The organism is Mycobacterium deserti, assembly GCF_025345615.1.
GTDB classification, from domain to species: Bacteria; Actinomycetota; Actinomycetes; order Mycobacteriales; family Mycobacteriaceae; genus Mycobacterium; species Mycobacterium deserti.
The window spans coordinates 256,466-282,913 of the sequence record NZ_JAODWD010000006.1 but is presented as its reverse complement, the minus strand read 5'-3'; the positions used below and the strand labels follow the sequence as shown (position 1 = coordinate 282,913).

The window sequence follows — 26,448 nt, the reverse complement described above, 5'->3', positions numbered from 1 at the left end:
ACCGATCGGCGCGCCGTTCAGCCCGACTTGCTCTTGCGTCGAGCGTCGCGCAGGCCGGCCCAGAAGCGCGCCGCCTCACGAATGGATTCCTCGACAGGCGTTGGCTGCCAATGCAGTTCGCGCACCGCTTTGCCGTGGTCTACTTCGGCCTCTGCGCGCATCAGGCGAAGCGACCCGAGCGACAGCTGTTCGTCGGTGCCACGCAGCCGGCCCTTCACCGTGCCGATGGCGGCCAACGCGTACGCGGCAGGCAGAGGAAGCGATCTCGTTGGTGGCGGCATGCCCGCGGCTTCGGCGGCGATCCGCACGACATCGGCATTGCTGATCATCTTCTCCGAGATCAGGTAGCGCTCGCCCACCCGTCCGTGCTCGGCGGCCAGGATCATCGCCCGCGCCGCGTCGTCGACGCCGACGGCCTCGAGTTCGATGCCACTCATCACGAACGGCAGCTTGCCGAACGCCGCTCCGGCAATGATCGCCCCGTGCGGAGTCCGGCCCCAGTCGCCCCCGCCGTAGGTCGTCGAGACGCACATCGCGACCGCGGGCAGCCCGTACTCCGTCGCGTACTGCAGCACCATGTTCTCGGCCCACAGCCGGGAACGCACATATGGCGTGAGCCCGCGTTCGCTGGTGATCACGTCGTCCTCGGACGCGCGGTGGCCGCGACGCCGCCCGACCGTCACATAGCTGCTGGTGAAGACGAACTTGCGCAGCGCGCCATCGTCGTGCACGTTCCTGGCGACCTCGAGCACGTTGCGGGTGCCCTCGACATTGGTGCGAAACAGTGGTGCCGGGTCATTGAGCCACCCGCGGGTGTCCACGACGCAGTAGTACACGTCATCACAGCCGGACATGGCCTCACGCAGGGTGTCGCCGTCCCAGATGTCGCCGAGGAACCGGGTGACGTCCAGGTCGTCGATGCCGATCGTTTTCGCTGTGGGGCGCACCATCACCCGCACCTCGTGACCATCGGCGACCAGTTGCCGGGTGACGTGCGAGCCGAGGAAACCATTCGCACCGATGACAAGCTTGGGTTGAGCGCTCACCGTTGACGTCTGCCTTCCGTGCTCCTTGCGTCCGCGCCGTACTGCCGCATCCAGTCGGCGGCCTCGTCGGTCAGGGTCCCGAGCTCCTCGGCCTTGCGGCACCACTTCATCGCCGCGGAGACGAACCGCAGCGGGTTGTAGATGTCCTCCTGCCTGCGCCACAGTCCGTCACCGGCGTAGGTGAGGATCGAGATGTTGGTGGCGCTGATGACCGAGCCGTCCCCGGGGTCGCGCATGGGATTGTCCAGTTCGCAGATGATCCGGCCGGTCGGCTCGTCGATGACCGTCCACAGCGACGGGAACGACGTCATGTGATTACCGGGGAAGCTCTCCATGGTCCGCCAGATCCACGGGCGGACCTCATCGCGTCCTCGCATGGTGCCCACAGCGTGTTCGACATAGGTCACGTCGGGTGCATACTGCTCCACCCATGGGTCCCAGTCGCGTGTCTCGGCGGCGCGGGCGACGGTCGCTTCGAACCTCTCGAACGCCCCGGCCAGCTCGTCGCGGCTGAACATGATCATCGGAAAACTAGAACACGTTCTACTGAACTTTGTCGAGAGTCAGTACACGCTGAGCACCCGCCGGTCGCCGAGCGGCGCCTGCAGCGGCACCTGCAGGGTGCCTTCGAGTGCGATCATGATGCAGGCGCGCCCGACGGCCTCGGGCAACGTGCCGCTGCGCAACTCGACCGTCACGGTGTCGGCGGTCTCCCGCGTGGTCGCGTGCACACCGAAGCACTGGGGTGTGCCGGTGGTGAAGTGCACGGCCAGCGCACGGTCGTCGGCGAATCGGCTCCACGAAGCGACCGGCATCGGATGCGCATCGACGATCGCGGGGTTGTCGGTGAACATCGCGCCGGCCGACGGACGCTCGGGCGGCTCGACCGTGGTCTGAGCCGACGCCTGTGGAGCGCCGAAAACGGACAAGGTGATGACGGCTACCAGCACGGGATTACACGAGGAGCGCACACGGTTATACAAGCACTATGGCCCAGCAATACAACAAGAATCCTCAGGCCGTCGACGCTTTGTCGCCCGAGCAGTACCACGTCACCCAGGAGAACGGCACGGAGCGGCCGTTCACCGGTGAGTACTGGGACAACCACGAGCCGGGAATCTATGTCGACGTCGTCTCCGGCGAGCCGTTGTTCGCCTCGGTCGACAAGTTCGAGAGCGGCACCGGCTGGCCGAGCTTCACTCGGCCGATCGACAAGGACAACGTGGTGGAGAAGCGCGACTTCTCCCACTTGATGATCCGCACGGAGGTGCGCTCGAGCCACGGCGACAGCCACCTCGGACACATCTTCAACGACGGGCCGCGCACCGAAGGCGGGTTGCGCTACTGCATCAACTCAGCGGCGTTGCGGTTCGTCCACCTCGACGACCTCGAGGCACAAGGATATGGGGACTACAAGTCCCTGTTCACAAAGACGGCCTAGAAGGGAATCGGCGATGAGCGACGACAAGAAGGCGATCCTGGCGGGCGGCTGCTTCTGGGGCATGCAAGACCTGATCCGCAGGCAGCCCGGCGTGGTGTCGACCCGGGTCGGCTACACCGGCGGCGAGAACGCCAACGCCACCTACCGCAACCACCCCGGACACGCCGAGGCGATCGAGATCGTCTACGACCCGACCCAGACCGATTATCGGGCGCTGCTCGAGTTCTTCTTCCAGATCCATGATCCGACGACGAAGAATCGTCAGGGCAACGATGTCGGCAGCAGTTACCGGTCGGCGATCTTCTACGTCGACGACGAGCAGAAGCGCATCGCACTGGACACCATCGCCGATGTCGACGCTTCCGGCCTGTGGCCGGGCAAGGTCGTCACCGAGGTCACTCCGGCGGGCGACTTCTGGGAGGCCGAGCCCGAACACCAGGACTACCTGGAGCGGTTTCCCAGCGGCTACACCTGCCACTTCCCCCGCCCGGGTTGGACGTTGCCGAAACGGGAGAAGGCCGAGCTGGGCCCACACGACAGTCGGAGAACCTAGCTGGCCTGGGCGGCTTAGGCCGCCCGGCGTCGCCGCACGGTGATGAGGCCGCCGTCCTTCGGGGTGTAGGCGATACCTCGGAAGTGCACCTTCTCGTCGGGAGCGTTATCGGTCTCGATCGTGAAGTCTCGCAACACCGTTCGCAGCACCACGTCCATTTCGGTGTTGGCGAAGGCGGCGCCGATGCAGCGCCGCGTTCCGCCGCCGAACGGCATCCACGCGAACGCCGGCGGCCGGGTGCCGACGAAGCGGCTCGGATCGAACTTCTCGGGATCGGGGAAGATCTCGGCGTTCCGGTGCAGATCGGCCAGGCTCACGATGATCGTGTAGCCGTGCGGGATGCGCCAGTTGCCGAGCTCGAAATGCGGTGCGGTGACGTGCCTTCCGGCGAAGTCGATGACGGTGCGGGCGCGCTGCAGTTCGAGGATCATGGCTTGGCGGTAGTCGCCGCCTCCCTCGTCGTTCTCCCTGACTAGCTCGGCGACGACGTCGGGATGGCGGCGCAGCCGTTCGAAGGCCCACCCGAGGGTCGAGGCGGTGGTCTCGTGTCCGGCGCCGAGCAGCGTCAGCAGCTCGTCGGAGATGTGCTGGCGCGACATCGGCGTGCCGTCCTCGTAGCGGCTGCGCAGCAGCAGAGCCAGGATGTCGGTGCGCTCGTCCAGGCGCGGATCCGCCTCGGCCTTGTCGATCAGCGCGAAGACGGTGTCGTCGAAGTTTCGGCGGAACTCGGCCAGCCGGCCCCATGGGCTACGGCGCCCCAGACTGAACGGTGGCTCGGGCAAAGTGGCCATGCGCGAACCTAGTTCGGCCCACGGCGGAATGATCTTGCGCAGGTAGTCGAGCTCGATGCCGTCGGCGCCGAACACGGTTCGCAGGATCACGTTGAGCGTGATCCGGTTCATCGGCTCCAACGACCGGAACTCGGTGCCCTCCGGCCAGTTCGCGGTCTCGCGCAGTGTCTCCTCTTCGATGATCTTCTCGTAGTTCTTGATGCTCTGGCCGTGGAACGGCGGCGCGAGAAGCTTGCGGCGGGTTCGGTGCGCCTCTTTGTCCAGCGCGAACACCGACCCGTCGCCGAAGATCCGGCTGAGGTTGGGCTGCACGTTGATCAGGTCGTCGGTGCTCGCCATGAACACCTGCTTGACCAACTTCTGGTCGGCGACCATCACCGTGCGCCCGAAGAACGGAATGTTGATCGCAAACACCGGCCCGTACTTGTCGATCGCCTTGCGCATCATCCACCGGCGGAATCCGGCGAAAGCCACGCCCTGCGCGACTTTGGGGTACGGCAACGCCGGCGGGCGTCGCAGCGGTGTGGTGGGGGCATCGCTGTTGACAACTGCAGCATCGGTCATGTCGGAACCACTCCCAGCGGTCGCTTTGGTACTACGATGTACCGAGGATGTCTCGTACGGTACCGCCCTGTACCAGGCATGCGCAAGGGTTGGAAGGAGGCGATGTGACGACAGCGGTCCAAGACCCCTTCCGCGACCGGTTGCTGGACGGGATGACCGCGTCGATCAACGAACGCGGCTACCGCGATACGACGGTCGCCGACATCGTCCGGCAGGCCCGCACGTCGAAGCGCACGTTCTACGAGCACTTCGCGAGCAAGGAGGAATGCCTGATCGAACTCCTGCACAGGAACAACGAGACGCTGATCGCCAACATCACCGCCGCCGTCGATCCGGCTGCCGACTGGGACGAGCAGATTCGGCAGGCCGCGACGGCCTACGTCGACCACATCGCAGCCCGGCCCGCGATCACGTTGAGCTGGATTCGTGAGGCGCCCGCGCTGGGCGCCGCAGCGATGCCGCTGCACAGGATGGCGATGGACCGCCTGACCGACATGCTCGTCGACCTCACCGACAGCCCGGGGTTTCAGCGCGCGGACCTGTCGCCGATCTCGCGACCCATGGCGTTGATCCTGCTGGGCGGCCTGCGGGAACTGACTGCGTTGTTCGTCGAGGACGGCCACGACGTGCGCGGCATTCTCGATCCCGCGATCGCGGCCTCGACCGCGTTGTTCGGCTCGCGCTAGCCCAGCATCAGTCGGGCCGACTTCTCCAATCGCTGCGCGATGTCGGCGTACGACGCGTAGCCCATGCCCGCGCGCACCAGCGCGCCCGAGTACAGCATCTCCAGTGAGTCGATGACATCCGGATCGACCGTCGGCCCCAGCGCTGAGGTCAGCCGGTCGCGGATGTCGCGGCCGATGCGCAGCCGCAATACCTCCACATCGGGGTCCCGGCCCAGCAGTGCGTTGGTCACCGCGCCCGCGAACTCCGGCTCGTCGGCGACCAGGAGTGCGATGTGCCGCAGCACCTCGATGACGCGCGCGGCCGGATCGCCCGTCTCGTGCGGTGCGGGCGGGGCGGCCGCCAGCCGGCGCCAGAACACCTCGGCGATCAGATGCTCTTTGGAAGAGAAGTAGGTGTAGGCGGTGGCCGCACCGACGCCCGCCTCGGCGGCCACGCGGCGCACGGTCAGACCGGCAAAGCCCTCACGACTGAGCAGTTCGACCGCGGCTCGACCAAGGCGATCAACGGTGTCAGCCTGTTTGGCGGTCAGACGGCGCCGCGTCGACTCCAGAGCCGCGTCGGACACATGTCCGGACGCTACTACAACTACCCAGTGCCAGCAACGGTAAGTTGGGGGCCACCGATGAGCGCTTGCGCGAGGAGGAGACACCTTTATGAGCCACACTGACGAACTCTTCGCGCTTGCAGAACAGGTCATCGGGTTCATGCCCGCTGACGAGGGTCGGACGCTGTACGACACGGCGATCAAGTACCTCGGCGATGGCATCGGCGTCGAAATCGGTACGTATTGCGGGAAGTCGACGGTCCTACTCGGCGCGGCGGCCGAACAGACCGGCGGCGTGATCTACACCGTCGACCACCACCACGGCTCGGAGGAACACCAGCCAGGCTGGGAGTACCACGACACGTCGATGGTCGACCCGGTGACCGGACTGTTCGACACACTGCCGACATTGCGGCACACCTTAGATGCCGCCGACGTGGACGACCACATCGTCGCGGTTGTCGGGAAATCCTCGGTGGTGGCGCGCGGCTGGCGCATGCCGCTGCGGCTGCTGTTCATTGACGGTGGCCACACCGAAGAAGCAGCACAGCGAGACTTCGACGGCTGGGTTCGGTGGGTCGACATCGGTGGCGCGCTGATCATTCACGACGTGTTCCCCGATCCCGAGGACGGTGGCCAGGCGCCTTTCCACGTCTACCGCAGAGCTCTGGACACCGGGGATTTCCTCGAGGTATCGGCCACCGGGTCGATGCGGGTACTCGAGCGGACGTCCGGCGTGCCCGGCGAGGCGCTGTAACGCCTCAGCGCCGAAGCACTCTCAGGGTGTCGAGCTAGCGATCGCTTGTCGCGCACTCACAATCGTATTCGCCCTCGAGACCACGCGGCAGTTCCGCACCGCGGAAGATGCCGTTGGCCGGCGTGGTCCGCGACAGCGCGTCGGCGGCGAGGATCATCGCCGCGCCGGTCCACGTCGTGCGTTCAACAGGCCAGCGTTTCCCATCCGCGTACACCAGGCCGGTCCAATAGGACCCGTCGGTCTCGCGCAGATGGTGCATGGCCGCGAACTGTTCGTGCGCGCGCACGGAGTCGCCCATCGCGTCCAAAGCCAGGACCAGTTCACAGGTTTCGGCTCCAGTCACCCACGGCCGGTCGTCAACGCAACGGATGCCGAGACCAGGCACGACAAAATCGTCCCACCGCTCGTCGATGCGCTGCCGGGCCGCGGCGCCGCGCAGCGCTCCGCCGAGGATCGGGTAGTACCACTCCATCGACCAGCGGTCCTTTGTCACGAACGCTTCTGGGTGGTGCACGATGGCATGTCCGAGACGGCCGACGGCGACCTCCCATTCCGGCTGCGGGTCGTCGAAGTAGTCCGCGAGCGCCAGCGCGCAGCGGATGCTGTGGTAGATGCTCGCGCACCCGGTCAGAAGCGCATCCGGCTCGGGACCGGAAGGCCCCTTCGCCCAGGCGATTTCCCCACCGCCAGCCTGCAATTCGAGTACGAAGCTGATGGCCTTGCTGACAACCGGCCACATGGTTTCTGCGAACCGGCGATCACCGGTGACGAGCACGTGGTGCCAGACGCCGGTGGCGATGTAGGCGCAGAAATTGCTGTCGCTGTTGGCGTCTTCGACCACACCGTTGCGCAGTTGAATCGGCCATGACCCGTCTGGGCGCTGCATGGTGCGACACCATTCGAACGCTGCTCGCGCGGGCTCGAGCAGACCCGCAACCGTCAGTGCCATCGCGTTCTCGACGTGGTCCCACGGATCTGTGTGGTGGCCGGGGAACCACGGGATGGCGCCCGAGGGCTCCTGGGTCTCGGCGATCGCCTGTGCGGTTTGTCGGCACTGCGCGGGCGTCAGGACGCCGGGCACACCCGGGGCATCAAGAGACAGCAACAGGCACCACCGGCTTGCTGAAGTACAGCGCCACGCTCTTGCCAATCAGCGGGTTGAGCACCGACTCCGCCGTGCGCGTCAGCCAAGGCCGGCTCACCATGTCCCAGACCAGCAGTTTGTGATACGCCGTCACCGCGGGGTGCTCTGAGTTCTCAGTGCCCACAGCGCATTTGAGCCACCAATACGGCGAATGCAGGGCATGCGCGTGGTGGGTGTGCGTGTGTTGCAGCCCGTGGGCGAGCACCTTGTCGCGCAATCGGTCCGCCTGGTAGATGCGGATGTGCCCGCCCTCGTTGGCGTGGTACTCGTCCGAGAGGATCCAGCACACCTTCTCCGGGAGCCACCGCGGCACCGTGATCGCGAGCGACCCGCCCGGCTTGAGCACCCGGATCAATTCGGTGATCGCGCGGTCGTCTTCCGGGACGTGCTCGAGGATCTCCGAGGCGATGACACAATCGAAAGTGCCGTCCGCATAGGGCAAGTCAAGCGCATCGCCCTTGACGGCCTCGGCCTTCGCCGATGCGGGCACCTCGCCCTGCTCCTTCATCGCCTGCAGGATCTCGTCGACGTCGTTGAGGTCCTCGGCGCTCTGATCGAACGCGACCACATCGGCGCCGCGGCGGTACGCCTCGAAACTGTGCCTGCCCGCGCCGCAGCCCACGTCGATCACTTTCGTGCCTGCGCCGACCCCGAGCCGGTCGAAGTCGACGGTCAGCATGCCGCTACCCGGTTGCGCGCCTGCTCGTATACCGCAACCGTCTGCGCCGCAACGGATTCCCAGCTGAAGACGTCAAGCGCACGCTGGCGGCCGTTCGCTCCGAGCCTGCGGAGTTCCAGCGGGGAGTCGAGCAGTTCGCCGAGCACCCGGGTCAACTCGTCGACGTCGGCCGGTGTGACCAGGCGCGCGCACTGTCCGTCGGTCCCGACGACTTCGGGCAGCGCCCCGGCACGGCTGGCGACGATGGGCGTGCCGCTGGCCATCGCTTCGACCGCGGGCAGCGAGAATCCTTCGTACAACGAGGGGATGCAGGCGATTTCGGCCGACGCCAGCAGGTCGGCGAGCTCCGCGTCGGTCAGTCCGCTTGAGCTGTGCACGATGTCGGAGATGCCGAGCTCGGCGATCAGCTTCTCGGTTGGCCCGTTCGGTTCGAGCTTGGCGACAAGTTGCAGTTCGAGGTCGCGTTCCACGCGCAGCCGCGCGACGGCGTTGAGTAGATGCGCGACGCCCTTGAGCGGCACATCGGCGCTGGCGATCGCGATGATGCGGTTGCGAACCCGCTGCGCAGCGGGCTTGAAGAGTTCGGTGTCGACTCCGAGCGGAACGACGTGCAGCTGTTCGGGCGATACCCCGAAGTCCTGCGCGATATCGGCGGCCGACGTCGATGAGACGGTCAGCAGTTCCGGAATCTGGTGGGCCACTTCCTTTTGCATCTCCGCGAACCCGTACCAGCGGCGCACCAGCGGTTTGCGCCACCACTTCGCGGCCGCGACGTCGAGGACCTTGTCGCGGGTGATCGGGTGGTGCACGGTCGCGACGACGGGCAATCCACTGTCGGCGATCTTGCGCAGGCCGGTGCCAAGGCACTGGTTGTCGTGCACGACGTCGAACTCGTCGCGACGCTCGGCCAGCAGGCGGGCGGCGCGGAGGCTGAACGTCTTGGGTTCGGGGAAGCCCGCCGTCCACGTCGTCAGCAGCTCGAGCAGATCGATACTCGTCTTGATCTCGCTCGGCCACGGAATGCGGAACGGGTCCGGCTCACGGTAGAGATCCAGACTCGGCACCTTGGTCAGGCGTACCCGCGGGTCGAGGCCCTCGGGGTAGGGCTGACCCGAGAACACCTCGACGTCATGGCCGAGTTCGGCCAGGCCGCGGCTGAGATGGCGGACGTAAACACCCTGTCCGCCGCAATGGGTCTTACTCCGGTAGGACAACAATGCGATGCGCATGCTCAACTCACGACGATGCGCAGGAGCGGACATGTCCGGGGGCGGCGGCCGGCCCGAAGAGCTGGCCACTTTTCGTCACGCTAAGACTCCGAACCCTCTGGACATGTGTCCAGACTATAGTTTGACGTGCTATCGGACGCAACGCGGCCGCCATGCTCTGACTATCACAGGCGCCTCGGTCCGCGTCCTCCGGTCCCTCGATTTCGCACTCCGAAGCGGGGGTATCCGACAGCCATGAGCAGACACATCGAGGCGACGTTCGAGTTCGCCGGCTGGGATGAGACGCCGTTCGAAGACGGTAATGAAGACACCAAGCTGACCGAGGCGCTGGTCAAGAAACGCTACGACGGAGACATCAAGGGCACGTCGACGACGAAGTGGCTGTTGGCCTACGCGCCGGACAAGTCGGCGCTGTTCGTCGGCGTCGAACACATCACCGGGACCGTTGCCGGTAAGGAGGGCGGCCTGGTGTTGGTGCACGACGGCGTCTATCGCGACTCCGTCGCCAGTGCAGAGTTGCGCATCGCGGCAGGTACGGGCGAACTCGCCGAGGCCGCGGGCACCGGCGAGTTCCGCGCCGACCCGACCGGTTCGATGACGCTGAACCTCGACGGCCTCGACACCGCTACTTCTGATCTGTCGGCGGGAAGCCTCCGGTAGCCACCGGACCCCACCGTCGCGGCGTGATGCGGATCAGGCACTTGCCCTGGTCGACCATGGCCTGGCGGTACTCGTCCCAGTCGGGATGCTCACCCGAGATGGCACGGAAGTAGTCCACCAGCGGCTCGACGGCGTCGGGGAGGTCGATCACCTCGCCGTCGCCGTCGACCTGTACGTAGGGTCCGTCGAACTCGTCGGACAACACCGTCACGCTGACGTCGCCCTGGCGGCGGATGTTGGTCGACTTGGCGCGCCGCGGATAGCTCGCGATCACAATGCGGCCCGCGTCGTCGACGCCTCCGGTCACAGGCGAGCTCTGCAGCGATCCGTCGGTCCGAAACGTCGTGAGCACCATGCGGTGCCGCGGGCGAATGAAGTCGAGGAGTTCGGTTAGGTCAACGGTGTCTGCGGTCGCGAACTTCCGGGCCATGTAGGCATGATGACATCGGCGCGGATGAGCCGGTAAATCACTTCCGTCACGTGTCGGTGGGCCGCGCTAGCCTTCGAACATGAGTTCGGATAGAGAAGCGCTCATCGAAGCGCTTGATGCCATCGAGGCCGGATGCAAAACCGTCGCCGCGTTCCCACTGGAGACCTTGACGCGCACCGAGGGCCACGCGCTGCTCGCGCGTTTGGACAAGCTGGATCAGCGGCTGGTCTCCGTACAACGACGGATGTCGGGTCGTCTGGTCACCGTCGCCCACGGGCAGCGGACCCCCGCATAGTCCGATGAGTTCGGCCGTGGCCGCTCAGGCCTTGCGTTTGAGTGTCCATGCGGGGATCCAATGGGTGACGGATCTGCGCCGTGGCCCGTAGGCGATCTCGTAGGTGACCCAACCCCACCAGTGCCCCTGCTCGCACATCCCCCAACAACTGAGTTGGCCCTCGACCACTGCGTGCATCTGCAGTCCGCAGGGGTTATAGCCGCCCGCGCGGTGCGGCTCGCGCGGGAAGACGGCGCCGAGATCGACGAGCACCTCGATCGGCGGATCGACCATGCGGAACGCCGGCTGCACGGGCTGCCCGTTGTAGCCGATCGCCTGCATCTCGCCCACTGTTCGATCATATGTTCGATTTAGTGTCTGGGCCTAGTGCGTCGCCGATCGCGTCGAGTTTCGCAACGCCCTGGGCACCACGAAGGCGAACGTCCGCGGATAGCCCAGGCCGGTCAGCCGGGCCCGCCGCACGTCGTCCACCTCGACGAGCCGAACCGATCCCGATGAGGGCTCGTAACACGACAAGTGTGTGCCGCTCGCAGCGACGATCAGCACCCAATGCCGCGGGATGAACCGTCCCACCAGCATCGCCACCGGCCAAACCTCGTCGACAGCACGCAGCACATCGGTCAGCCTGTCCCGACGACAGCGGCACAACCGCCACCGGTAACGCACGCCGCGGCGCGCACTGTGCTCGTTCAACGCCCTGGCCATCCCCGCCGGCGTTGTGCCCAACCGCCGCGGCCAGATCCGATTCACCGACACATGCACGCGAACCTGCTCGGCGTCGAACCAGGCAGCGGAGTCCGGCGCGACCAACGCCGCACGGCGCGACGGGTCGATCAGCGGCCCCAGCCACCACCGCGACCGTCGGACCGCACGTCACACCGTCGCGCTGGTGAAGGTGCCGCAGTTGGTCCAATTCCATCTGTCGAATATGGGCCATTCGCCGTTCCCCCAGCACATTTCCTGCCAACCGTCGATCAATTACTGCCACCGGAATTAAACCGCTGACCTCTCGGTTTACAAGATCAGCTGCAGCACAGAAACCAAGCGCAAGAAAGAAGAAGGCTCGGACATGAAGAAGTTTGGATTCGCCACCATCGCTGCAACCGCTCTGGCCGGAGGCGTCATCGGGCTGGCCGCGCCGGCACTGGCCGCGCCGACCGGTCCCGGAAACGCTGAGCAGACCATCAGCGAATTGCAGTCGCAGGGCTACACCGTGGTCGTCAACCGCATCGGCAACGCACCGCTGGATCAGGCCAGCGTCGTGTCAGTGCGCTCCGGCCAGACCTACACCCGTACCGACCACAGCGGCCCCGGCGACGACCTGAGCACCAAGGTGCTCAACAAGACGGTCTACGTCGACGTGAAATAGACCCTCCCCCGACAAGCCCCCGTGGTGCCCCTCCCCCCTGGCACCCGGGGGCTTGTTCCGTGAACAAGTGTTTCGCATTTGCGGCAGGCGGCTAATACAAACAGCGTGACTTTCGACCTCACGCCCACCGTCGCCCAGCACGACCTCGCCCGTCGCACGCACGAGTTCGCCGAGGAAGTCGTGCGGCCCGTCGCAGCCGAGTACGACCAGCGGCAGGAGTTTCCCTGGCCGGTGCTCGAGGAAGCGGCCACCCGCGGGTTCTACAGCCCGTTGTTCTACCGCGATCTGATCGGGGATCCGACCGGTCTCTCGTTGCCCATGTTCATGGAGGAAATGTTCTGGGGCTGCGCGGGCATCGGTCTGGCGGTAGTGATGCCCGCCCTCGCCCTCTCGGCCATCGGACAGGCCGCCTCACCGGAACAGATGTTGCAGTGGGCACCCGAATGTTTCGGTACGCCAGGCGATCTCAAACTTGCCGCGCTCGCTATCTCCGAGCCGCAGGGCGGCAGCGACGTCCGCAATCTGCGCACCTGCGCCTACCGCGACGGTGACGACTGGATCATCGAAGGCCACAAGATGTGGATCGGCAACGGCGGTATCGCCAATGTTCACGTCGTCAACGCCGTCGTCGACCAGGATCTCGGGCACCGCGGACAGGCATTGTTCATCGTGCCCGGAGGCACGCCCGGCCTGGAGATGGTGCGCAAACTCGACAAACTCGGCTGCCGCGCATCCCATACCGCCGAGCTCAAATTCAACAGCGTGCGCGTGCCGGGCGACAACCTCCTGGGCGGGCACGAGAAGCTTGAACACAAGCTGGCCAAGGCCCGAGAGGCTGTCGAAGGCGGCAAGCATTCCGGCTCGGCCACCATCGGCACCTTTGAGCAGACCCGGCCCATGGTGGCTGCGCAGGCGATCGGAATCGCCCGCGCGGCAATCGAATACGTCACCGAGTACGCCAACCGGCGCGAAGCCTTCGGCGCCCCGATCATCGACAACCAGGGCATCGCCTTTCCGCTGGCTGATCTGTCCACCGCCATCGATGCCGCCCGCCTGCTCACCTGGCGCGCCTCGTGGATGGCCGCTACCGGTGTGCCCTTCGAACGCGGCGAGGGATCGATGTCCAAACTGGCCGCCAGCGAGGTCGCGGTGCGCACCACCGAGCGTGCCATCCAGACCATGGGCGGCTGGGGTTACATCAAGGACCATCCCGTCGAGAAGTGGTATCGAGATGCCAAGCTGTACACCATCTTCGAGGGCACCAGCGAGATCCAACGCATAGTCATCTCCAATGCTCTCGGCGCCGCGGACGGCAAACCTCCCCTGCATCTCGACCTCGAGCCCACCGGTGGACCGCTCAACCGGATGTTCGGTCGCGGCACACCACTGCGCGGCCGCGCCGCCGATGCGGCGCTTTCGGCCAAGGATCGCGTCCCCTCGCCGATAATGCGAATGGCGATGAACGTGCTGCGTCCGCCCCGCAAGTGACTCAGTCGCCGGATGAAAGGGGTCCGCGATGGGCGTCCGGATGACCGATCTGCTCGGCGGACTCGACGCCCTGCGCTATGAGCCCGTCGCCAAACGGATTCGGGTGCGCCTGGCCGGCGAACCGGTCGCCGACACCTGCGAGGCACTGCTGGTCTGGGAGCCGCGCCGCATCGTGCCGACGTACGCCGTGCCGAAGGCCGCGATTTCGGGCCACCTCCTGCCGGTCGGCGCCGAGTCGTACACCGACGACGATCCCGGGCCCATCCTCGACCCGACCGTCCCGTTCGGCGCGCACACCTGCCCGGGCACCCCGTTCGACGTGATCGCGGGGGAAGAGACCGCCGCCGCGGCCGCCTTCGCCCCCGACGACGCCGACCTCGCCGGCCACGTGATCCTCGAGTTCGACGCGTTCGAGTGGCGCGAGGAGGACGAGGCCATCGTCAGCCACCCCCGCGATCCGTTCAAGCGCATCGACGTGCTGCGCAGCAGTCGACACGTGCGCATCGAACTCGACGGCCGCGTGCTCGCGGAGTCGTCGCGGCCGCTGCTGCTGTTCGAGACGATGCTGCCGGTGCGTTATTACCTGCCGCGCGAGGACGTCACCGTCGCCCTCGATCCCAGCGACACCGTCACTTACTGCGCCTATAAGGGCCGGGCGTCATACGTCTCGCTGCCCGACGGAGCCCGTGACGTCGCATGGGTGTACCACGAACCCCTGCATGACGCACGAGCCGGTACGCGACCGGATCTGCTTCTTCGACGAACGCGTCGACGTCATCGTCGACGGCGAGCGGCAAGCGCGACCCGTCACCCCCTGGAGCGGCTGACCGCTAGGTTTCGTCACCGCGTCATTGGGCACGCCGTATGGAGATGAACTTCTAGGAGGATCTCCATGCGAGCAGTGACGTGGCAGGGCAGGCGCAAGGTGTCCGTCGACACCGTTCCCGATCCGGCGATCAAGGAACCAAACGACGCGATCATCCGCGTCACGAGTACCAACATCTGCGGGTCGGACCTCCACCTGTATGAGGTGCTCGGCGCGTTCATGAATGCCGGTGACATCCTCGGCCACGAAGCGATGGGCGTGGTCGAAGAGGTGGGCCGCGAAGTCGACGGCCTGTCGGTCGGCGACCGCGTGGTGATCCCCTTCAACATCTCCTGCGGCACCTGCTTCATGTGCGGCCACGGCCTGCAGAGCCAGTGCGAGACAACGCAGAACCGCGATCAGGGCACCGGTGCGGCGCTGTTCGGCTACTCCAAGCTCTACGGCGAAGTCGCCGGCGGGCAGGCCGAATACCTTCGAGTGCCCCAGGCGCAGTACACCCACATCAAGGTGCCCGACGAAGGCCCCGACGAGCGCTACGTCTACCTGTCCGACGTGCTGCCCACCGCGTGGCAGGCCGTCGAGTACGCCGACGTGCCAGACGGCGGCACGCTCGTCGTCCTCGGCCTCGGCCCGATCGGAGCGATGGCCTGCCGGATCGCCGCACACCGCAAGTCCTGCCGGGTCATCGGCGTCGACCTTGTCGACGAACGGCTCACGCGGGCGCAACCGTACTGCGTCGACGTCGTCGACCTCCGCAAGGACGACGTGGAGGAAGTCGTGATGAGCCACACCGAAGGGCGCGGGGCCGACGCGGTGATCGACGCGGTCGGCATGGAGGCGCACGGGTCGCCGATCGCCGAGACCATGCAGACCGCCGCGGGCTTTCTGCCGGCACCGGTGGGGCGCCTGGTGATGAAGCAGGCGGGCGTGGACCGGTTGGCCGCGCTGAACTCCGCGATCGCGCTGGTACGCCGCGGCGGGACGATCTCGCTGTCGGGCGTGTACGGCGGCGTCGCCGATCCGATCGACATGAAGACACTGTTCGACAAGCAGATTCAGCTGCGTATGGGCCAGGCCAACGTCAAGAAGTGGGTGCCCGACATCATGCCGCTGCTCACCGACGAGGATCCCCTCGGGGTGGAGCAGTTCGCCACTCACCGGCTGCCCCTGGATGCGGCGCCCGGCGCGTACGAAACCTTCCAGAAGAAGGAGGACGGGATGGTGAAGGTCGTCCTGAAGCCCTGACCGCGTCTGACTCGTTGCCCTGACGTCAATACCCGGTACCCCTGGTTTCGACTGGGGTCGTTCTGGCAACATTACCGCCGAGTAAGAAGTTTCCTCCGAGACTCAGTGGGTGGGATACATGACGGGTACGGCGCCGGAAATTTCAATATTGGCGCAGGACGAGGGCGGCGGCGCCGCTCTCAACGAGATCATCGGGCTGACGGCAGCCGCCGGCGTCGTGACGCTGGTGCTGCTCTGGATCGGCTGGATGCACCGCCAGCACAAGATCACCTGGCTGACCTCGCTGGCCGACTGGTCGGGACGGCGCTTCAAGCGCCCATCCTGGGTCGCCCTGCCGGTCGCGATGTTCACCGCGTCCATCATCTGCGCCCTGTTCGGCTTCATCTGGGACGTCAGCCTGCACATCGGGAACGGCCGCGACGACGGCGCGCTGGCCAATCCGGCCCATTACTTCATCTTGATCGGCCTCTTCGGGATCTTCGTCGCCGGTTGCACCGCGGTGGTGCTGCCGTTCGACCGGCCGGGGCCGGCCGCGGTGCGGATCACTGACGACTGGTATGCCCCCGTCGGCGGCGTCGTGATGGCCGGGTGCGGCCTCTACGCGCTGCTCGGGTTCCCGCTCGACGACGTCTGGCACCGGATCTTCGGCCAGGACGTCACGCTGTGGGGCCCCACCCACCTGATGATGATCGGCGGCGCAGGTTTCTCGACGCTGGCCGCGGCGTATCTCGAATACGAGGGCAAGCGCGCGGTCGGCCCGGACGCCCCGCGCGATGGCATCGGTCTGAAGTTTGTTCTGTACCTGGCGTTCGCCGGTGTCCTCATCGGAGCGTCGGTGTACCAGATCGAGTTCGACTTCGGCGTCCCGCAGTTCCGGCAGGTCTTCCAGCCCATGCTGATCGCCGCCGCGGCCGCCCTAGCGCTGGTGATGGCGCGCATCTTCCTCGGCCGGGGCGCCGCCCTGATCGCCGCGCTGATCGCGATCGGTCTGCGCGGCATCGTGGCGTTCCTCGTGGCGCCTGTGCTCGACGCGCCGGTGAACTGGTTCCCGCTCTACCTCGGCGCCGCGATCGTCGTCGAATTGGTGGCGTTGACCCCGCTGCTCAAGCGACCCGTACTGTTCGGGGCGGTTGCCGGCCTGGGCATCGCGACGGTGGGACTGTGGCTCGAGTCGCTGTGGATCAACGCGGTCTACCACTACCCGTGGCCGACCAGCATCTGGCCCGAGGCGCTGGCCATGTCGATTCCCGTCGCCGTACTCGTCGGCGCCTGCGGCGCGATGGCGGGAATGGTGATCACCGGTCAGCGCTTGCCGCGCCGCGCAATCGGAGTCGGCCTGGTGGTGTTGACGATCCTGGCGATCGGCGGCGCGGCCGCCAACGGTCTGCGCTACTCCACGCCGCAGAACTCGACCGCGTCTGTCACGCTGACCGAAGCGCCGGCCGTCGACGGCCAGCGGTTCGTCACCGCCGACGTGCGGTTCAACCCGCCCGACGTCATCAGCGACGACCCCAACTGGGTATCGGTGCTGGGTTGGCAGGGGGGCCTGGAGAACGAACGCGGCCAGTTCATCGACCACCTCGAGAAGGTCGGCGACGGCCATTACGTCTCAACGCAGCCGCTGCCGGTGTCCGGTACCTGGAAGACCCTGCTGCGGGTGCACGATGGAAAGACGCTCACCGCGGTTCCGATCTTCCTGGCCGGCGATCCCGGCATCGGCGCGCAAGAGGTGCCCGCCGAAGCGCAGTTCACCCGGCCGTTCGTCTCGGAGATCACCATCCTGCAGCGCGAGCGCAGCCCGGACATCCCGCAGTCGCTGTGGCTCATCGGCTGCCTGGTGGTGCTGGTCTGCACGCTGGCCATGATCGCCGGGATCACCTGGGGCGGTGGCCGGATCAACAACTGTGAGCCCAGCGGGAGCGAAGCGGAGCTGCAACCTTCAGCGCAAGCGTGATGCCGCAAACCGACGTCGTCATCCTTGCCGATCATCCGATTTGGCTCGCTGTGCCTGCCTTCGCTCCGGCGATCGTGGTGGCCGGTGTCGTCGTTTACATTGCGGTGAAGAACCGGCGCAAGCCGGGCAGCGACGGCACGTCGAACACAGATGGAGGAATGTGAGAAACCGCAAGACGCTGATCATCCTGGCGGCCGCGGCTATCACCGCCGCTTGTGGCGGGGGTTCGGACAGCGCGTCCGAGTCCCCCCCGGCAAGTCCGTCGGAGTCGACCGTCAACCCGTCGGAGATGCCGGACCAGCAGGCGCCGCCGGACCGACTCACAGTCGACGTCACGATCGAGGGCGGCCAGGTCACGCCGGTCAACGAGCAACTGCAAGCCGGGGTCAACCAACCGATCGTCATCCGCGTCAACAGCGATGCCGCCGACGAACTGCACGTGCATTCCAACCCTGAGCACACCTTCGCGGTGAAACCCAAACCGGGACAATCGTTCCAGTTCACCGTCGAGGTGCCTGGCAAGGTCGACGTCGAGCTGCACAACCTGAAGAAGACGATCGCCAGCATCGCGGTGCAGTGACGGCAGGCACGTCCGTCACCGTTCTGGCTCACGGCCTCGGCGGCTCGACGGATCTGCCGATCCCGTTCACCTACGCCCTGATCGGGGCGGCGTGGGCACTGACGTTCACGTTCGCGGTCGTCGCGCTGGCCTGGCGGCGGCCGCGATTCGACTCGGCCAAACCTGGCCGACCACTGCCGACGTGGGTCACAACGCTGGTCGACGCCACATCCACCCGGTGGGCGGTGGCGATCGCGGCGCTGCTGCTGAGCGTGTGGATTGGGATCCGGGCGGTCCTCGGACCTCAGGACGGCAACAACCCGCTGCCCGGTGTGTTCTACGTCCTGCTGTGGGTCGGCCTGGTTGCGGTCTCCCTGTTGGTCGGCCCGGTGTGGCGGGCGATCTCGCCGGTGCGTGCAGTTGTCCGTCTGTTGGGTGGACGGTCGCTTCGCCGCAGCTATCCGGCGTCATGGGGATATCGGCCCGCGGCGCTCGGATTGTTCGCCTTCGTCTGGCTCGAACTGGCCAGCCCCGACCCGGGATCGCTTGACGCCATTCGCATCTGGTTGGCCATTTACCTGGCCGTCACCTTGGTCGGCGCGTTGTGCTGCGGCGACCGCTGGAACCGCAACGCCGACCCGTTCGAGGTGTACAGCGTGGTCGCGTCGCGGCTGTCGGCCTTCAGTCGCAACCCCGACGGGCGGATCGCGGTCGGCAACCCGTTCAACAACCTGTTGTCACTGCCGGTTCGACCGGGCACCGTGACCGTGCTGGCGGTGCTGCTGGGGTCGACCGCGTTCGACAGCTTCTCGGCCCTTCCGCGGATCCGGGCCTTCGTCGACGAGAACGCGACCTCCGAGCTGATCGCCACGCTGATCCGCACGGCCGGCCTGCTGGTGTTCGTGGGCGTGGTGGCGGGCACATTCTGGGCCGCGGCCCGTGCGACGGGCGGCGTCGATCGGCAGCTGCGCGCACAACTGCCCGGCCAGATGGCGCACTCACTGATCCCGATCGTCATCGGTTACGTGTTCGCGCACTATCTGACGTATCTGATCGAGCGGGCCCAGCAGACGGTCATCCTGTTGTTCAGCCTCGACGTCGATGTGAATTACGTTCTGTCGCTGCATCCTTCGTTGCTCGCCACCCTCAAGGTCGGGTTCGTGGTGGCGGGGCACGTCGCGGGCGTGATCGCGGCGCACGACCGGGCACTGCGACTGCTGCCAGCCGGGCACCAGCTGACCGGTCAGCTCGCGATGATGCTGGTGATGGTGGGCTACACGTTCACCGGCCTGTACCTGCTGTTCGGCGGGTAGCTTAACGACATGCGTGCGCTGATCATCGTCGACGTGCAGAACGACTTCTGCGAGGGCGGTTCGCTTGCTGTGGACGGCGGTGCCGAGGTGGCCCGCGGCATCTCCGAACTGCTCGCCGGTGACCCCGACTATGCACATATCGTGGCCACCAAGGACTTTCACATCGACCCGGGTGAGCACTTCTCCGACAAACCAGACTTCCGGGTGTCGTGGCCGCGGCACTGCGTTGTGGGCACCAGCGGTGCGGACTTCCACCCACAGTTCGATCACTCCGCGGTCGAAGCCACGTTCCACAAGGGGCACTACTCGGCCGCCTACAGCGGCTTCGAGGGCTCCGACGACGCAGGCACCCCGCTGGCCGAGTGGTTGCACAGGCGCGGTGTCGACGAGGTCGACGTCGTCGGCATCGCGACCGACTACTGCGTGCAAGCTACCGCCGCCGACGCCGCGCGGCACGGCTTCGCGACGCGGGTCCTGCGCAAGCTCACTGCGGGCGTCGCGCCTGAGTCGACCGCCGCGGCTGTTGAGCAGTTGCGCGCCGCGGGCGTCGAGGTCAGCTAGCCCAGCGTGGGGTCCCGCGGGGCACCCGTTCATCGCGGCGCCCGTCGCTCGGTCGAGGTCGAAGGACTCCCACAGCAGCCGCTTGCTCGCCGCGACCGACATGGGCGCGGTGTCCTCGGCGATGTCGTGAGCCAGTTCCAACGCCGCGGGCAGCACCTCAACGGCAGGCAGCACCCGGCTGCCGAGCCCGAGCTCGACCGCCCGGAAACCGTCGAAAGTCGCACCGGTGAGCAGTATTTCGGCAGCGTTGGCGATACCGACCAGACGCGGCAGGATCCAGTGGGAGTACGCGTCACCGACGACTCCCGCCGGACCTGCACGACGCCGTAGCGCGCGTCGGCCGCGAAGATCGCCGATATCGCACTGCAGCGCCAGCGTCAGGCCGAGTCCGATGGCGTGGCCATTGACCGCCGCGATGACCGGTTTCGGCAGCGTCCACGCGGGTATCTCGATGCCCGCCGCGCTGAAGCCGGGGCCGGGCTGTGCGAACGTGCCCTCCCCGTCACCGAGGTCGGCACCGGCGCAAAACGCAGGAGGAACGCCCGTCAGCACGATGACCCGGACGTTGCCGTGCCCGATTCAAGGTGATGATGGCCACACCGCGGTCGAATTCGGCCAGCACGGTCCGGCACATCGGCGGACGACGTGGTTGTGATGCTCGCGCATTGGGCACCCCCGTATCGTCGCTTTAGCCGACGATCTCAACAGTGAAAATGGAGTGTGTAACTTGACCCAAGCTGGCAATCCGCAGGTCGCGCCGATGGAGCTCTGGCCCGGCAAGGCCTATCCGCTCGGTGCCACTTACGACGGCTTCGGAACCAACTTCGCGCTGTTCTCCGAGGCGGCCGAGAAGGTCGAGTTGTGCCTGTTCAACGCCGACGGGGCGGAGACGCGCCTGACGCTGCCCGAGATCGACGGCTTCGTCTGGCACGGTTTCATTCCGAACATCGAGCCCGGCCAGCGCTACGGGTACCGCGTGCACGGCACCTACGACCCCGGCACCGGACAGCGCTGCAATCCCAACAAGCTGCTCCTTGACCCGTACTCGAAGGCCATCGACGGAACCTTCGACTGGAACCAGTCGCTGTTCTCCTACAACTTCGGCGATCCGGACAGCCGCAACGACGACGACTCGGCGGCCAGCATGCCGAAGTCGGTGGTCATCAATCCCTACTTCGACTGGGGTGTCGACCGCCCGCCCGGCCACGAGTACGCCGACTCGATCATCTACGAGGCGCACGTCAAGGGGCTGACACAGACGCACCCCGACATCCCCGAGCAGATCCGCGGTACGTATGCCGCGGTCGGCCACCCCGCGATCATCGACCACCTGAAGTCGCTCGGTGTCACCGCGATCGAGTTGATGCCGGTGCATCACTTCGCCAACGATTCGACGTTGGTGGACAAAGGCCTGTCGAACTATTGGGGTTACAACACCATCGGGTTCTTCGCCCCCGACTACAAGTACAGCTCCAACCCCAACCCGGGCGGGCAGGTGCAGGAGTTCAAGGCGATGGTGCGCGCGCTGCACGAGGCCAACATCGAGGTGATCCTCGACGTCGTCTACAACCACACCGCCGAGGGCAACCACATGGGCCCGACGCTGTGCTTCCGGGGGATCGACAACGGCGCCTACTACCGGCTGGTGGACGACGACAGGCGCTACTACATGGACTACACGGGCACCGGCAACAGCCTCAACGTCGGGCATCCGCATTCCCTGCAGCTGATCATGGACTCTTTGCGGTACTGGGTGACCGAGATGCATGTCGACGGTTTCCGATTCGACCTGGCCTCGACGCTCGCGCGCGAGTTCTACGACGTCGATCGGCTGGCGGCGTTCTTCGAACTGGTGCAACAGGATCCGACCGTCAGCCAGGTCAAACTGATCGCTGAGCCGTGGGACGTCGGCCCCGGCGGCTACCAAGTCGGGGGCTTTCCGCCGCAGTGGACCGAGTGGAACGGCAAGTACCGCGACACGGTGCGCGACTACTGGCGCGGCGAGTCAGCCACGCTCGACGAGTTCGCATCCCGGCTGACCGGCTCGTCGGATCTCTACGAGCACACCGGTCGCCGTCCCGTGGCGTCCATCAACTTCGTCATCGCCCACGACGGCTTCACGCTGCGCGACCTGGTGTCCTACAACGAGAAGCACAACGAGGCCAACGGCGAGGACAACCGGGACGGCGAGAGCCACAACAGGTCTTGGAACTGTGGCGCCGAGGGACCGACGGACGACCCGGAGGTCAACGCGCTGCGGTCGCGTCAACAACGCAATTTCATTGCCACGCTGTTACTTTCACAGGGCGTGCCGATGATCGCACACGGCGATGAACTCGGCCGCACCCAAAACGGCAACAACAACGTGTACTGCCAGGACAACGAGTTGTCCTGGATCGACTGGTCGCAAGCCGACACCGAGTTGCAGCAGTTCACGTGTGCGGTCGCGGAGTTGCGCGCCTCGCACCCGGTATTCCGCAGGCGGCGATTCTTCTCTGGGCGCCCGGTGCGGCATCGCGGTGGCGCCGGGATGCCCGACATCGCGTGGTTTTCCCCGGACGGCTCCGAGATGAGCGACGAGGACTGGGAAAGCGGCTTCGCCAAGTCAATCGCCGTGTACCTCAACGGCAACGGCATCCCCGACCTCGACGTGCGCGGCCAGCGGGTCACCGACGACTCGTTCGTGCTGTGCTTCAACGCCCACCACGAGCCTATCGAATTCAGGCTTCCGCCAGAGCAATTCGGCCCGTCATGGCTGCCGGTGCTCTACACGGCCGCCGATCCCGCCGACGAGTCCGAGCCGAAACCGATCGGCGCAGGCGTCACGGTGACGGTGGACGCCCGCGCGGTCATGGTGCTGAAGGCCGACAGCTGAGGTCGTTGCGCTCCTCGCGGGTCCGGGTCACTCGACGACGTCAAAGAATGACTCGCCATCTTCAGGCGTGCCGCTGACCTGGCCCTGCGTCTTACCGCCTGCGGCCATGTCCAGTTGATCCAACTCGTCGTCGGAGACCACTTCGATGTCGGACTGGTCGTCGTCGGCGTCGGACGGGTCGATCTCCTCAGCGGTCACGTCGGGCACCTCGTCGCTGAGGCGTTCGTCGAGCGTCTCGTCCTGCTTCGGGGGAATCCACCGCTCCGGCGGGTCGACGACCTCATCGCCGTCGTCATTGCGCACCTCGTCGGAGTCCAGCTGCTCAGCCGGGGTCAGCGGGGAGTTGTTGTCGAACTCGTCGGGAGCCATGCCGAGCAGGTTGCCCGACGCCCTGGTCGGCTAAACGCCGTGTCGGCGGTCACGTCTGGCGTTGTCCGCCACCAGACTTGCCGATCGGATTGCAGAGCCCGTACCAGCCCGCATGGTACGTTCCGCCGTAGCGACCGTGGCCGCCATGGCATCGAGTCCCATCAGTGCCGCCGGCCGGGCGGGCCGGAGTAGGAGCCGATGAGCGGCGGCGCCTACCAGGCGGCCACGGTTGCCGGGGATTTCGACCGCCTTCCGCGATTTCCACGCGCTGCGGCAGTTCTTCGCTGCAATAATTTTCGCTAGTGTCGATAAATGTGGCCGGTTCGAGCATCACGTCGCCGCGGGCGCAGACCCGCAGGTTGACGGCCGATGACTGGATTCGGGCCGGCTTCGCCATCCTGGTCGACGGCGGACCCGACGGATTGCGCATCGGCCGCCTCTGTGAGCAGCTCGACGTCACCAAGGGAAGCTTCTACTGGCATTTCTCCGACATGGCTGCCTACCGCTGCGCACTGGCCGACGCGTGGGTCGGCCTCAACGACGAGCGCAGGCGGCGCCTCGAGAACATGCGCGGCAGCGACCCCCGCAAACGGCTGAGGGCGATGATGCGCACCCTCGTCCGACCCGATCACCGGGCACTCGAACGAGCCATGCGTGCATGGGCGTTGACCGACGCCGCGGTGCTGGCAAGCGTGCAGCAAAGCGACAGCCGGGTATTCGGCGAGGTCCGGCAAGCCTTCACCGACCTCGGTTTCGGCGAGGAGGAAGCCGAACTGCGGGCGTCGGTCCTGCTTGCCACGGGGCTCGGCCTGCTGCATGGCACCGCGCCGGTCACTCACGCGCCCGCCGACATGCGCGAGCGATTCCTCGACCTCATGCTCCGTCGATAGGCCGCGTCGGCTCCAGCCCGGTCTTGCGGTCCAGGTACTGCAGCAGATGATGCGCGGCCACTTCGACGTCTTTGTGCCGCCATTCGGCCGCGCGGTACACACACGCGATCAAACCGCTGCGGTGCAGCCGCCGCAGATCGCCGTACACGAACGCGTACCTCGCCTTCGTCTCGTCGTTGGCCCCCTCGGTCAGGCCGAGGTGCCATCCGGAGTACTCCTGCCACGAATGTGACTCGAGATAGGCGTTCTGCGCCTCGGCGCCAGGCTGCACGTCCCCCCAGTCACTGTCGAGCACGTACTGGCGGGCGTCGATCAGCTCACGTGCCTTGACCACCGCGGCGTCGTTTAGTGAGTACTTGGCCATGGAGCCATTGTCCTACCGTTGCGAGGTGCGCATCGCGTCCGCCAGCGTCCAGATTGATATGCCAAGCAGCGCAATATCTTTCATAAGGAAACCGCCCTCGAGCGACAATGCCGGAAAGCCGCCGGCGGATGGGTCCATTACACCCGGTGTGGTGAACATGAAGCTGATGGTGGCGAGGAACAGCATGATCGCCAGCAGGCTGCCCCCGATCGACAGTTTTGGCCACCATGGCTTGAGGACCAGCAGCACGGCCGCGGCGATCTCGAACAGGCCGAGCAGCGCCGCGAACGCATGGACAGAGAGAATCTCGTACACCCAGCTCATCAACGGGCTCTCGGACACCAGCGGTGCGATACCCCGCGCTTCGTAGTCCATGAACTTCAGGCCGCCGTACCAGATGAGCACGATGGCCAGGCCGTACCGGGCGACCAGGCCGGCGCCCGCGTCGATCTTGTTTTGTCTTGCGGAATCAAACAGTTGTGTCGTCATATCCCGTAGTGCCGCGATCCCACACCACCGTTACATGCAGTTTCGGCGAACACCGAAGCCCCCTATGACCAGTGTCGCGTGGCATTGGGCAAAGAAAACCCTTTGCGATTCGAAATAACGCGATCGTTAACGTGCAGGTCAAACGGACGGTCGCCGTACGCGCGTCCGTCATACTTTGTTACTTTTTGCTCGGCTGTTCCGATACATCACTTGGTGGCCTGAGATTGGGGGATGTGTGCGGAAACTTGTGAGGATCGTCGGCTCGCTGGCGGCGGTCGTACTTCTGGCGGCGGCGCTGACCCACATTCTGCGACCGGAGCAGCAGTCGCAATTCGAGGCGCAGCCGCGGCACGACCGTGTGATCGAAACCGCGGCCGTGGGTTCCCTCGGCTTCGCCGACTCATGGATCTGGTTCCTGTCTCCCGGCGACGTCAACCGGCAGTTCGATCTCATGGTCGACACCGGTGTGCGCAGCGCCCGCATCATGTTCCCGTGGGCCGGCATTCAGCCGTCGCCTGACGCGTGGGACTGGGGCCAGGCCGACCTCATCGTCAACGCCGCGAATGCGCGCGGCATCGCCGTCGTCGCGCTGCTCAATTCGACGCCGGGCTGGGCCACCGGCGGGGGTCCTGCGATCACCGCGCCGCCCGCAACCCCCGAGTTGTACGGCTCGTTCGCCGGCGCTTTCGCCTCGCATTTCGCAGGCCGTGTCGCGGCATACGAGCTGTGGAACGAGCAGAACGCGGTGCAGTTCTGGGCCGGCCCCGAAGGCCCGCAGCCCGAACGGTTCGCCGCCATGCTCAAGGCCGCGTATCCGGCCATCAAGGCTGCCGACGGCGGCGCGACCGTCGTTGCGGGCGGCTTGGCGCCCACAATCAACTTCTTCTCGCTCACATTGAACCCGGTGACCTTCGTCGAGCGGATGTACGCCGCGGGCGCGGCCGGATCGTTCGACGCCCTCGGCTACCACCCGTATCTGTTCAACCCCAACGCCAACGTGCGGTTCTCCACCGCGGGCAGCAATTCGTCTCGTGGCCTCTACGATCAACTGCGCGGCGTCATGAACGCCAACGGCGATGGCGGCAAACAGATCTGGGCCACCGAGTTCGGCGAGTCCACCAGCGACGTCGACGAAGCCGTGCAGGCCGAGCGCATCAGGGACTTCATCGTCAGCTGGCGCAGCCTGCCCGGCGCGGGACCGGCGTTCATCTACACCACCCGTGACCGCGCCACAGGCAGCCCGAACGCTCAGGACAACTTCGGGGTGTACCGCACGGACTTCACGCCCAAGCCCGCCGCGGACGCGATGCGCGGCCTGGCCTAGCG

Annotated in this window: 30 protein-coding genes and 3 pseudogenes; 18 read left to right on the top strand and 15 right to left on the bottom strand. The window is 66.2% G+C overall.

Annotated elements, in window-relative coordinates:
* Positions 1 to 17: 17 nt before the first annotated feature.
* From N4S67_RS24200 to N4S67_RS24190, 3 genes are read right to left on the bottom strand one after another with little or no spacing between them, the layout of a single operon-like run.
* The gene (locus tag N4S67_RS24200; RefSeq protein ID WP_260995573.1) at positions 18 to 1,046 is read right to left on the bottom strand and encodes an NAD-dependent epimerase/dehydratase family protein; all 1,029 of its coding nucleotides are present in this window, start codon (positions 1,044 to 1,046) and stop codon (positions 18 to 20) included.
* Positions 1,043 to 1,570, bottom strand: a complete 528-nt coding sequence (locus N4S67_RS24195; RefSeq protein ID WP_260995572.1) for a nuclear transport factor 2 family protein — start codon at positions 1,568 to 1,570, stop codon at positions 1,043 to 1,045. Before N4S67_RS24195 ends, N4S67_RS24200 begins: the two co-directional genes overlap by 4 nt.
* Before the next feature lie 39 nt (positions 1,571 to 1,609).
* The gene (locus tag N4S67_RS24190; protein ID WP_260995571.1) at positions 1,610 to 1,996 is read right to left on the bottom strand and encodes a hypothetical protein; all 387 of its coding nucleotides are present in this window, start codon (positions 1,994 to 1,996) and stop codon (positions 1,610 to 1,612) included.
* A 38-nt stretch (positions 1,997 to 2,034) separates the two neighbouring features.
* Here N4S67_RS24190 and msrB point away from each other — a divergent pair, with 38 nt between their 5' ends.
* The gene (msrB, locus tag N4S67_RS24185; protein ID WP_260995570.1) at positions 2,035 to 2,487 is read left to right on the top strand and encodes a peptide-methionine (R)-S-oxide reductase MsrB; all 453 of its coding nucleotides are present in this window, start codon (positions 2,035 to 2,037) and stop codon (positions 2,485 to 2,487) included.
* Positions 2,488 to 2,500: 13 nt separating this feature from the next.
* Positions 2,501 to 3,040 carry a peptide-methionine (S)-S-oxide reductase MsrA gene (gene msrA, locus N4S67_RS24180; RefSeq protein ID WP_260995569.1) on the top strand — a complete coding sequence of 180 codons (540 nt, stop codon included), beginning with the start codon at positions 2,501 to 2,503 and terminating at the stop codon, positions 3,038 to 3,040.
* A 14-nt stretch (positions 3,041 to 3,054) separates the two neighbouring features.
* Here msrA and N4S67_RS24175 read toward each other — a convergent pair whose 3' ends face one another.
* Positions 3,055 to 4,395, bottom strand: coding sequence for a cytochrome P450 (locus N4S67_RS24175; protein ID WP_260995568.1), 1,341 nt, complete (start codon positions 4,393 to 4,395; stop codon positions 3,055 to 3,057).
* 152 nt (positions 4,396 to 4,547) lie between these two features.
* Between N4S67_RS24175 and N4S67_RS24170 the strand changes: the two genes are divergently transcribed.
* Positions 4,548 to 5,081 carry a TetR/AcrR family transcriptional regulator gene (locus N4S67_RS24170; protein WP_260995811.1) on the top strand — a complete coding sequence of 178 codons (534 nt, stop codon included), beginning with the start codon at positions 4,548 to 4,550 and terminating at the stop codon, positions 5,079 to 5,081.
* On the opposite strand, the gene N4S67_RS24165 is transcribed toward N4S67_RS24170, so the two are convergent.
* Complete coding sequence (locus N4S67_RS24165) at positions 5,078 to 5,647, bottom strand: TetR/AcrR family transcriptional regulator (RefSeq protein WP_260995567.1); 570 nt, start codon at positions 5,645 to 5,647, stop codon at positions 5,078 to 5,080. The two genes, N4S67_RS24170 and N4S67_RS24165, sit on opposite strands and share 4 nt — an antisense overlap.
* An 88-nt stretch (positions 5,648 to 5,735) precedes the next feature.
* On the opposite strand from N4S67_RS24165, the gene N4S67_RS24160 reads away from it, so the two are divergent.
* Positions 5,736 to 6,383, top strand: a complete 648-nt coding sequence (locus tag N4S67_RS24160) for a class I SAM-dependent methyltransferase (protein WP_260995566.1) — start codon at positions 5,736 to 5,738, stop codon at positions 6,381 to 6,383.
* A 34-nt stretch (positions 6,384 to 6,417) separates the two neighbouring features.
* Here the strand turns inward: N4S67_RS24160 and N4S67_RS24155 are convergent, their stop codons facing one another.
* The 3 genes from N4S67_RS24155 to N4S67_RS24145 are packed head-to-tail and all read right to left on the bottom strand — an operon-like array spanning position 6,418 to position 9,435.
* Positions 6,418 to 7,488, bottom strand: a complete 1,071-nt coding sequence (locus tag N4S67_RS24155) for a prenyltransferase (RefSeq protein ID WP_260995565.1) — start codon at positions 7,486 to 7,488, stop codon at positions 6,418 to 6,420.
* Positions 7,475 to 8,206 (bottom strand): class I SAM-dependent methyltransferase, encoded by a 732-nt coding sequence (locus N4S67_RS24150; protein WP_260995564.1) that lies wholly within the window; start codon positions 8,204 to 8,206, stop codon positions 7,475 to 7,477. Before N4S67_RS24150 ends, N4S67_RS24155 begins: the two co-directional genes overlap by 14 nt.
* Positions 8,200 to 9,435: a glycosyltransferase family 4 protein gene (locus tag N4S67_RS24145; RefSeq protein WP_260995810.1), complete on the bottom strand. Its 1,236-nt coding sequence runs from the start codon at positions 9,433 to 9,435 to the stop codon at positions 8,200 to 8,202. The genes N4S67_RS24150 and N4S67_RS24145 overlap by 7 nt, the downstream gene beginning before the upstream one ends.
* A gap of 234 nt (positions 9,436 to 9,669) precedes the next feature.
* Between N4S67_RS24145 and N4S67_RS24140 the strand changes: the two genes are divergently transcribed.
* Entirely contained in the window at positions 9,670 to 10,095 is a 426-nt protein-coding gene (locus tag N4S67_RS24140) for a DUF3224 domain-containing protein (RefSeq protein WP_260995563.1), read from the top strand.
* On the opposite strand, the gene N4S67_RS24135 is transcribed toward N4S67_RS24140, so the two are convergent.
* Positions 10,061 to 10,525, bottom strand: coding sequence for a PPOX class F420-dependent oxidoreductase (locus N4S67_RS24135; RefSeq protein ID WP_260995562.1), 465 nt, complete (start codon positions 10,523 to 10,525; stop codon positions 10,061 to 10,063). The genes N4S67_RS24140 and N4S67_RS24135 overlap by 35 nt on opposite strands.
* A 79-nt stretch (positions 10,526 to 10,604) precedes the next feature.
* Between N4S67_RS24135 and N4S67_RS24130 the strand changes: the two genes are divergently transcribed.
* On the top strand, positions 10,605 to 10,820 hold the full coding sequence (locus tag N4S67_RS24130; RefSeq protein ID WP_260995561.1) for a hypothetical protein: 216 nt from the start codon (positions 10,605 to 10,607) through the stop codon (positions 10,818 to 10,820).
* Positions 10,821 to 10,844: 24 nt separating this feature from the next.
* On the opposite strand, the gene N4S67_RS24125 is transcribed toward N4S67_RS24130, so the two are convergent.
* Entirely contained in the window at positions 10,845 to 11,141 is a 297-nt protein-coding gene (locus tag N4S67_RS24125; protein ID WP_390893521.1) for a hypothetical protein, read from the bottom strand.
* A 42-nt stretch (positions 11,142 to 11,183) separates the two neighbouring features.
* Positions 11,184 to 11,739: pseudogene (locus N4S67_RS24120) on the bottom strand (hypothetical protein).
* A gap of 150 nt (positions 11,740 to 11,889) precedes the next feature.
* Between N4S67_RS24120 and N4S67_RS24115 the strand changes: the two are divergent.
* From N4S67_RS24115 to N4S67_RS24075, 9 genes and pseudogenes are all read left to right on the top strand, one after another.
* Positions 11,890 to 12,189 (top strand): hypothetical protein, encoded by a 300-nt coding sequence (locus N4S67_RS24115; protein ID WP_260995559.1) that lies wholly within the window; start codon positions 11,890 to 11,892, stop codon positions 12,187 to 12,189.
* Between the two features lie 105 nt (positions 12,190 to 12,294).
* Positions 12,295 to 13,677, top strand: coding sequence for an acyl-CoA dehydrogenase family protein (locus tag N4S67_RS24110; RefSeq protein ID WP_260995558.1), 1,383 nt, complete (start codon positions 12,295 to 12,297; stop codon positions 13,675 to 13,677).
* A 28-nt stretch (positions 13,678 to 13,705) separates the two neighbouring features.
* Positions 13,706 to 14,504 (top strand): annotated as a pseudogene (locus N4S67_RS24105) (DUF427 domain-containing protein).
* Positions 14,505 to 14,569: 65 nt separating this feature from the next.
* Entirely contained in the window at positions 14,570 to 15,748 is a 1,179-nt protein-coding gene (locus tag N4S67_RS24100) for an alcohol dehydrogenase catalytic domain-containing protein (RefSeq protein WP_260995557.1), read from the top strand.
* A gap of 118 nt (positions 15,749 to 15,866) precedes the next feature.
* Positions 15,867 to 17,702: a hypothetical protein gene (locus tag N4S67_RS24095; RefSeq protein ID WP_260995556.1), complete on the top strand. Its 1,836-nt coding sequence runs from the start codon at positions 15,867 to 15,869 to the stop codon at positions 17,700 to 17,702.
* The gene (locus N4S67_RS24090) at positions 17,702 to 17,866 is read left to right on the top strand and encodes a hypothetical protein (RefSeq protein ID WP_260995555.1); all 165 of its coding nucleotides are present in this window, start codon (positions 17,702 to 17,704) and stop codon (positions 17,864 to 17,866) included. Before N4S67_RS24095 ends, N4S67_RS24090 begins: the two co-directional genes overlap by 1 nt.
* Positions 17,863 to 18,282, top strand: coding sequence for a hypothetical protein (locus N4S67_RS24085; RefSeq protein ID WP_260995554.1), 420 nt, complete (start codon positions 17,863 to 17,865; stop codon positions 18,280 to 18,282). The genes N4S67_RS24090 and N4S67_RS24085 overlap by 4 nt, the downstream gene beginning before the upstream one ends.
* Positions 18,279 to 19,574, top strand: coding sequence for a hypothetical protein (locus N4S67_RS24080; RefSeq protein ID WP_260995553.1), 1,296 nt, complete (start codon positions 18,279 to 18,281; stop codon positions 19,572 to 19,574). Before N4S67_RS24085 ends, N4S67_RS24080 begins: the two co-directional genes overlap by 4 nt.
* Before the next feature lie 9 nt (positions 19,575 to 19,583).
* Positions 19,584 to 20,135: an isochorismatase family protein gene (locus N4S67_RS24075; protein ID WP_260995552.1), complete on the top strand. Its 552-nt coding sequence runs from the start codon at positions 19,584 to 19,586 to the stop codon at positions 20,133 to 20,135.
* A 126-nt stretch (positions 20,136 to 20,261) separates the two neighbouring features.
* Here N4S67_RS24075 and N4S67_RS24070 read toward each other — a convergent pair.
* Positions 20,262 to 20,687, bottom strand: a pseudogene (locus tag N4S67_RS24070) (enoyl-CoA hydratase/isomerase family protein); the annotation flags it as partial.
* Positions 20,688 to 20,895: 208 nt separating this feature from the next.
* On the opposite strand from N4S67_RS24070, the gene glgX reads away from it, so the two are divergent.
* Positions 20,896 to 23,010, top strand: a complete 2,115-nt coding sequence (glgX, locus tag N4S67_RS24065; protein WP_260995809.1) for a glycogen debranching protein GlgX — start codon at positions 20,896 to 20,898, stop codon at positions 23,008 to 23,010.
* A 27-nt stretch (positions 23,011 to 23,037) separates the two neighbouring features.
* Here the strand turns inward: glgX and N4S67_RS24060 are convergent, their stop codons facing one another.
* Positions 23,038 to 23,379, bottom strand: coding sequence for a hypothetical protein (locus tag N4S67_RS24060; RefSeq protein WP_260995551.1), 342 nt, complete (start codon positions 23,377 to 23,379; stop codon positions 23,038 to 23,040).
* A gap of 314 nt (positions 23,380 to 23,693) precedes the next feature.
* Here N4S67_RS24060 and N4S67_RS24055 point away from each other — a divergent pair, with 314 nt between their 5' ends.
* Entirely contained in the window at positions 23,694 to 24,269 is a 576-nt protein-coding gene (locus N4S67_RS24055; RefSeq protein ID WP_260995550.1) for a TetR/AcrR family transcriptional regulator, read from the top strand.
* Here the strand turns inward: N4S67_RS24055 and N4S67_RS24050 are convergent.
* Complete coding sequence (locus N4S67_RS24050; protein ID WP_260995549.1) at positions 24,253 to 24,633, bottom strand: hypothetical protein; 381 nt, start codon at positions 24,631 to 24,633, stop codon at positions 24,253 to 24,255. The two genes, N4S67_RS24055 and N4S67_RS24050, sit on opposite strands and share 17 nt — an antisense overlap.
* 12 nt (positions 24,634 to 24,645) lie before the next feature.
* The gene (locus N4S67_RS24045; RefSeq protein ID WP_260995548.1) at positions 24,646 to 25,122 is read right to left on the bottom strand and encodes a YkgB family protein; all 477 of its coding nucleotides are present in this window, start codon (positions 25,120 to 25,122) and stop codon (positions 24,646 to 24,648) included.
* A 235-nt stretch (positions 25,123 to 25,357) separates the two neighbouring features.
* Here N4S67_RS24045 and N4S67_RS24040 point away from each other — a divergent pair, with 235 nt between their 5' ends.
* Complete coding sequence (locus N4S67_RS24040; RefSeq protein ID WP_260995547.1) at positions 25,358 to 26,446, top strand: cellulase family glycosylhydrolase; 1,089 nt, start codon at positions 25,358 to 25,360, stop codon at positions 26,444 to 26,446.
* Positions 26,447 to 26,448: the final 2 nt, after the last annotated feature.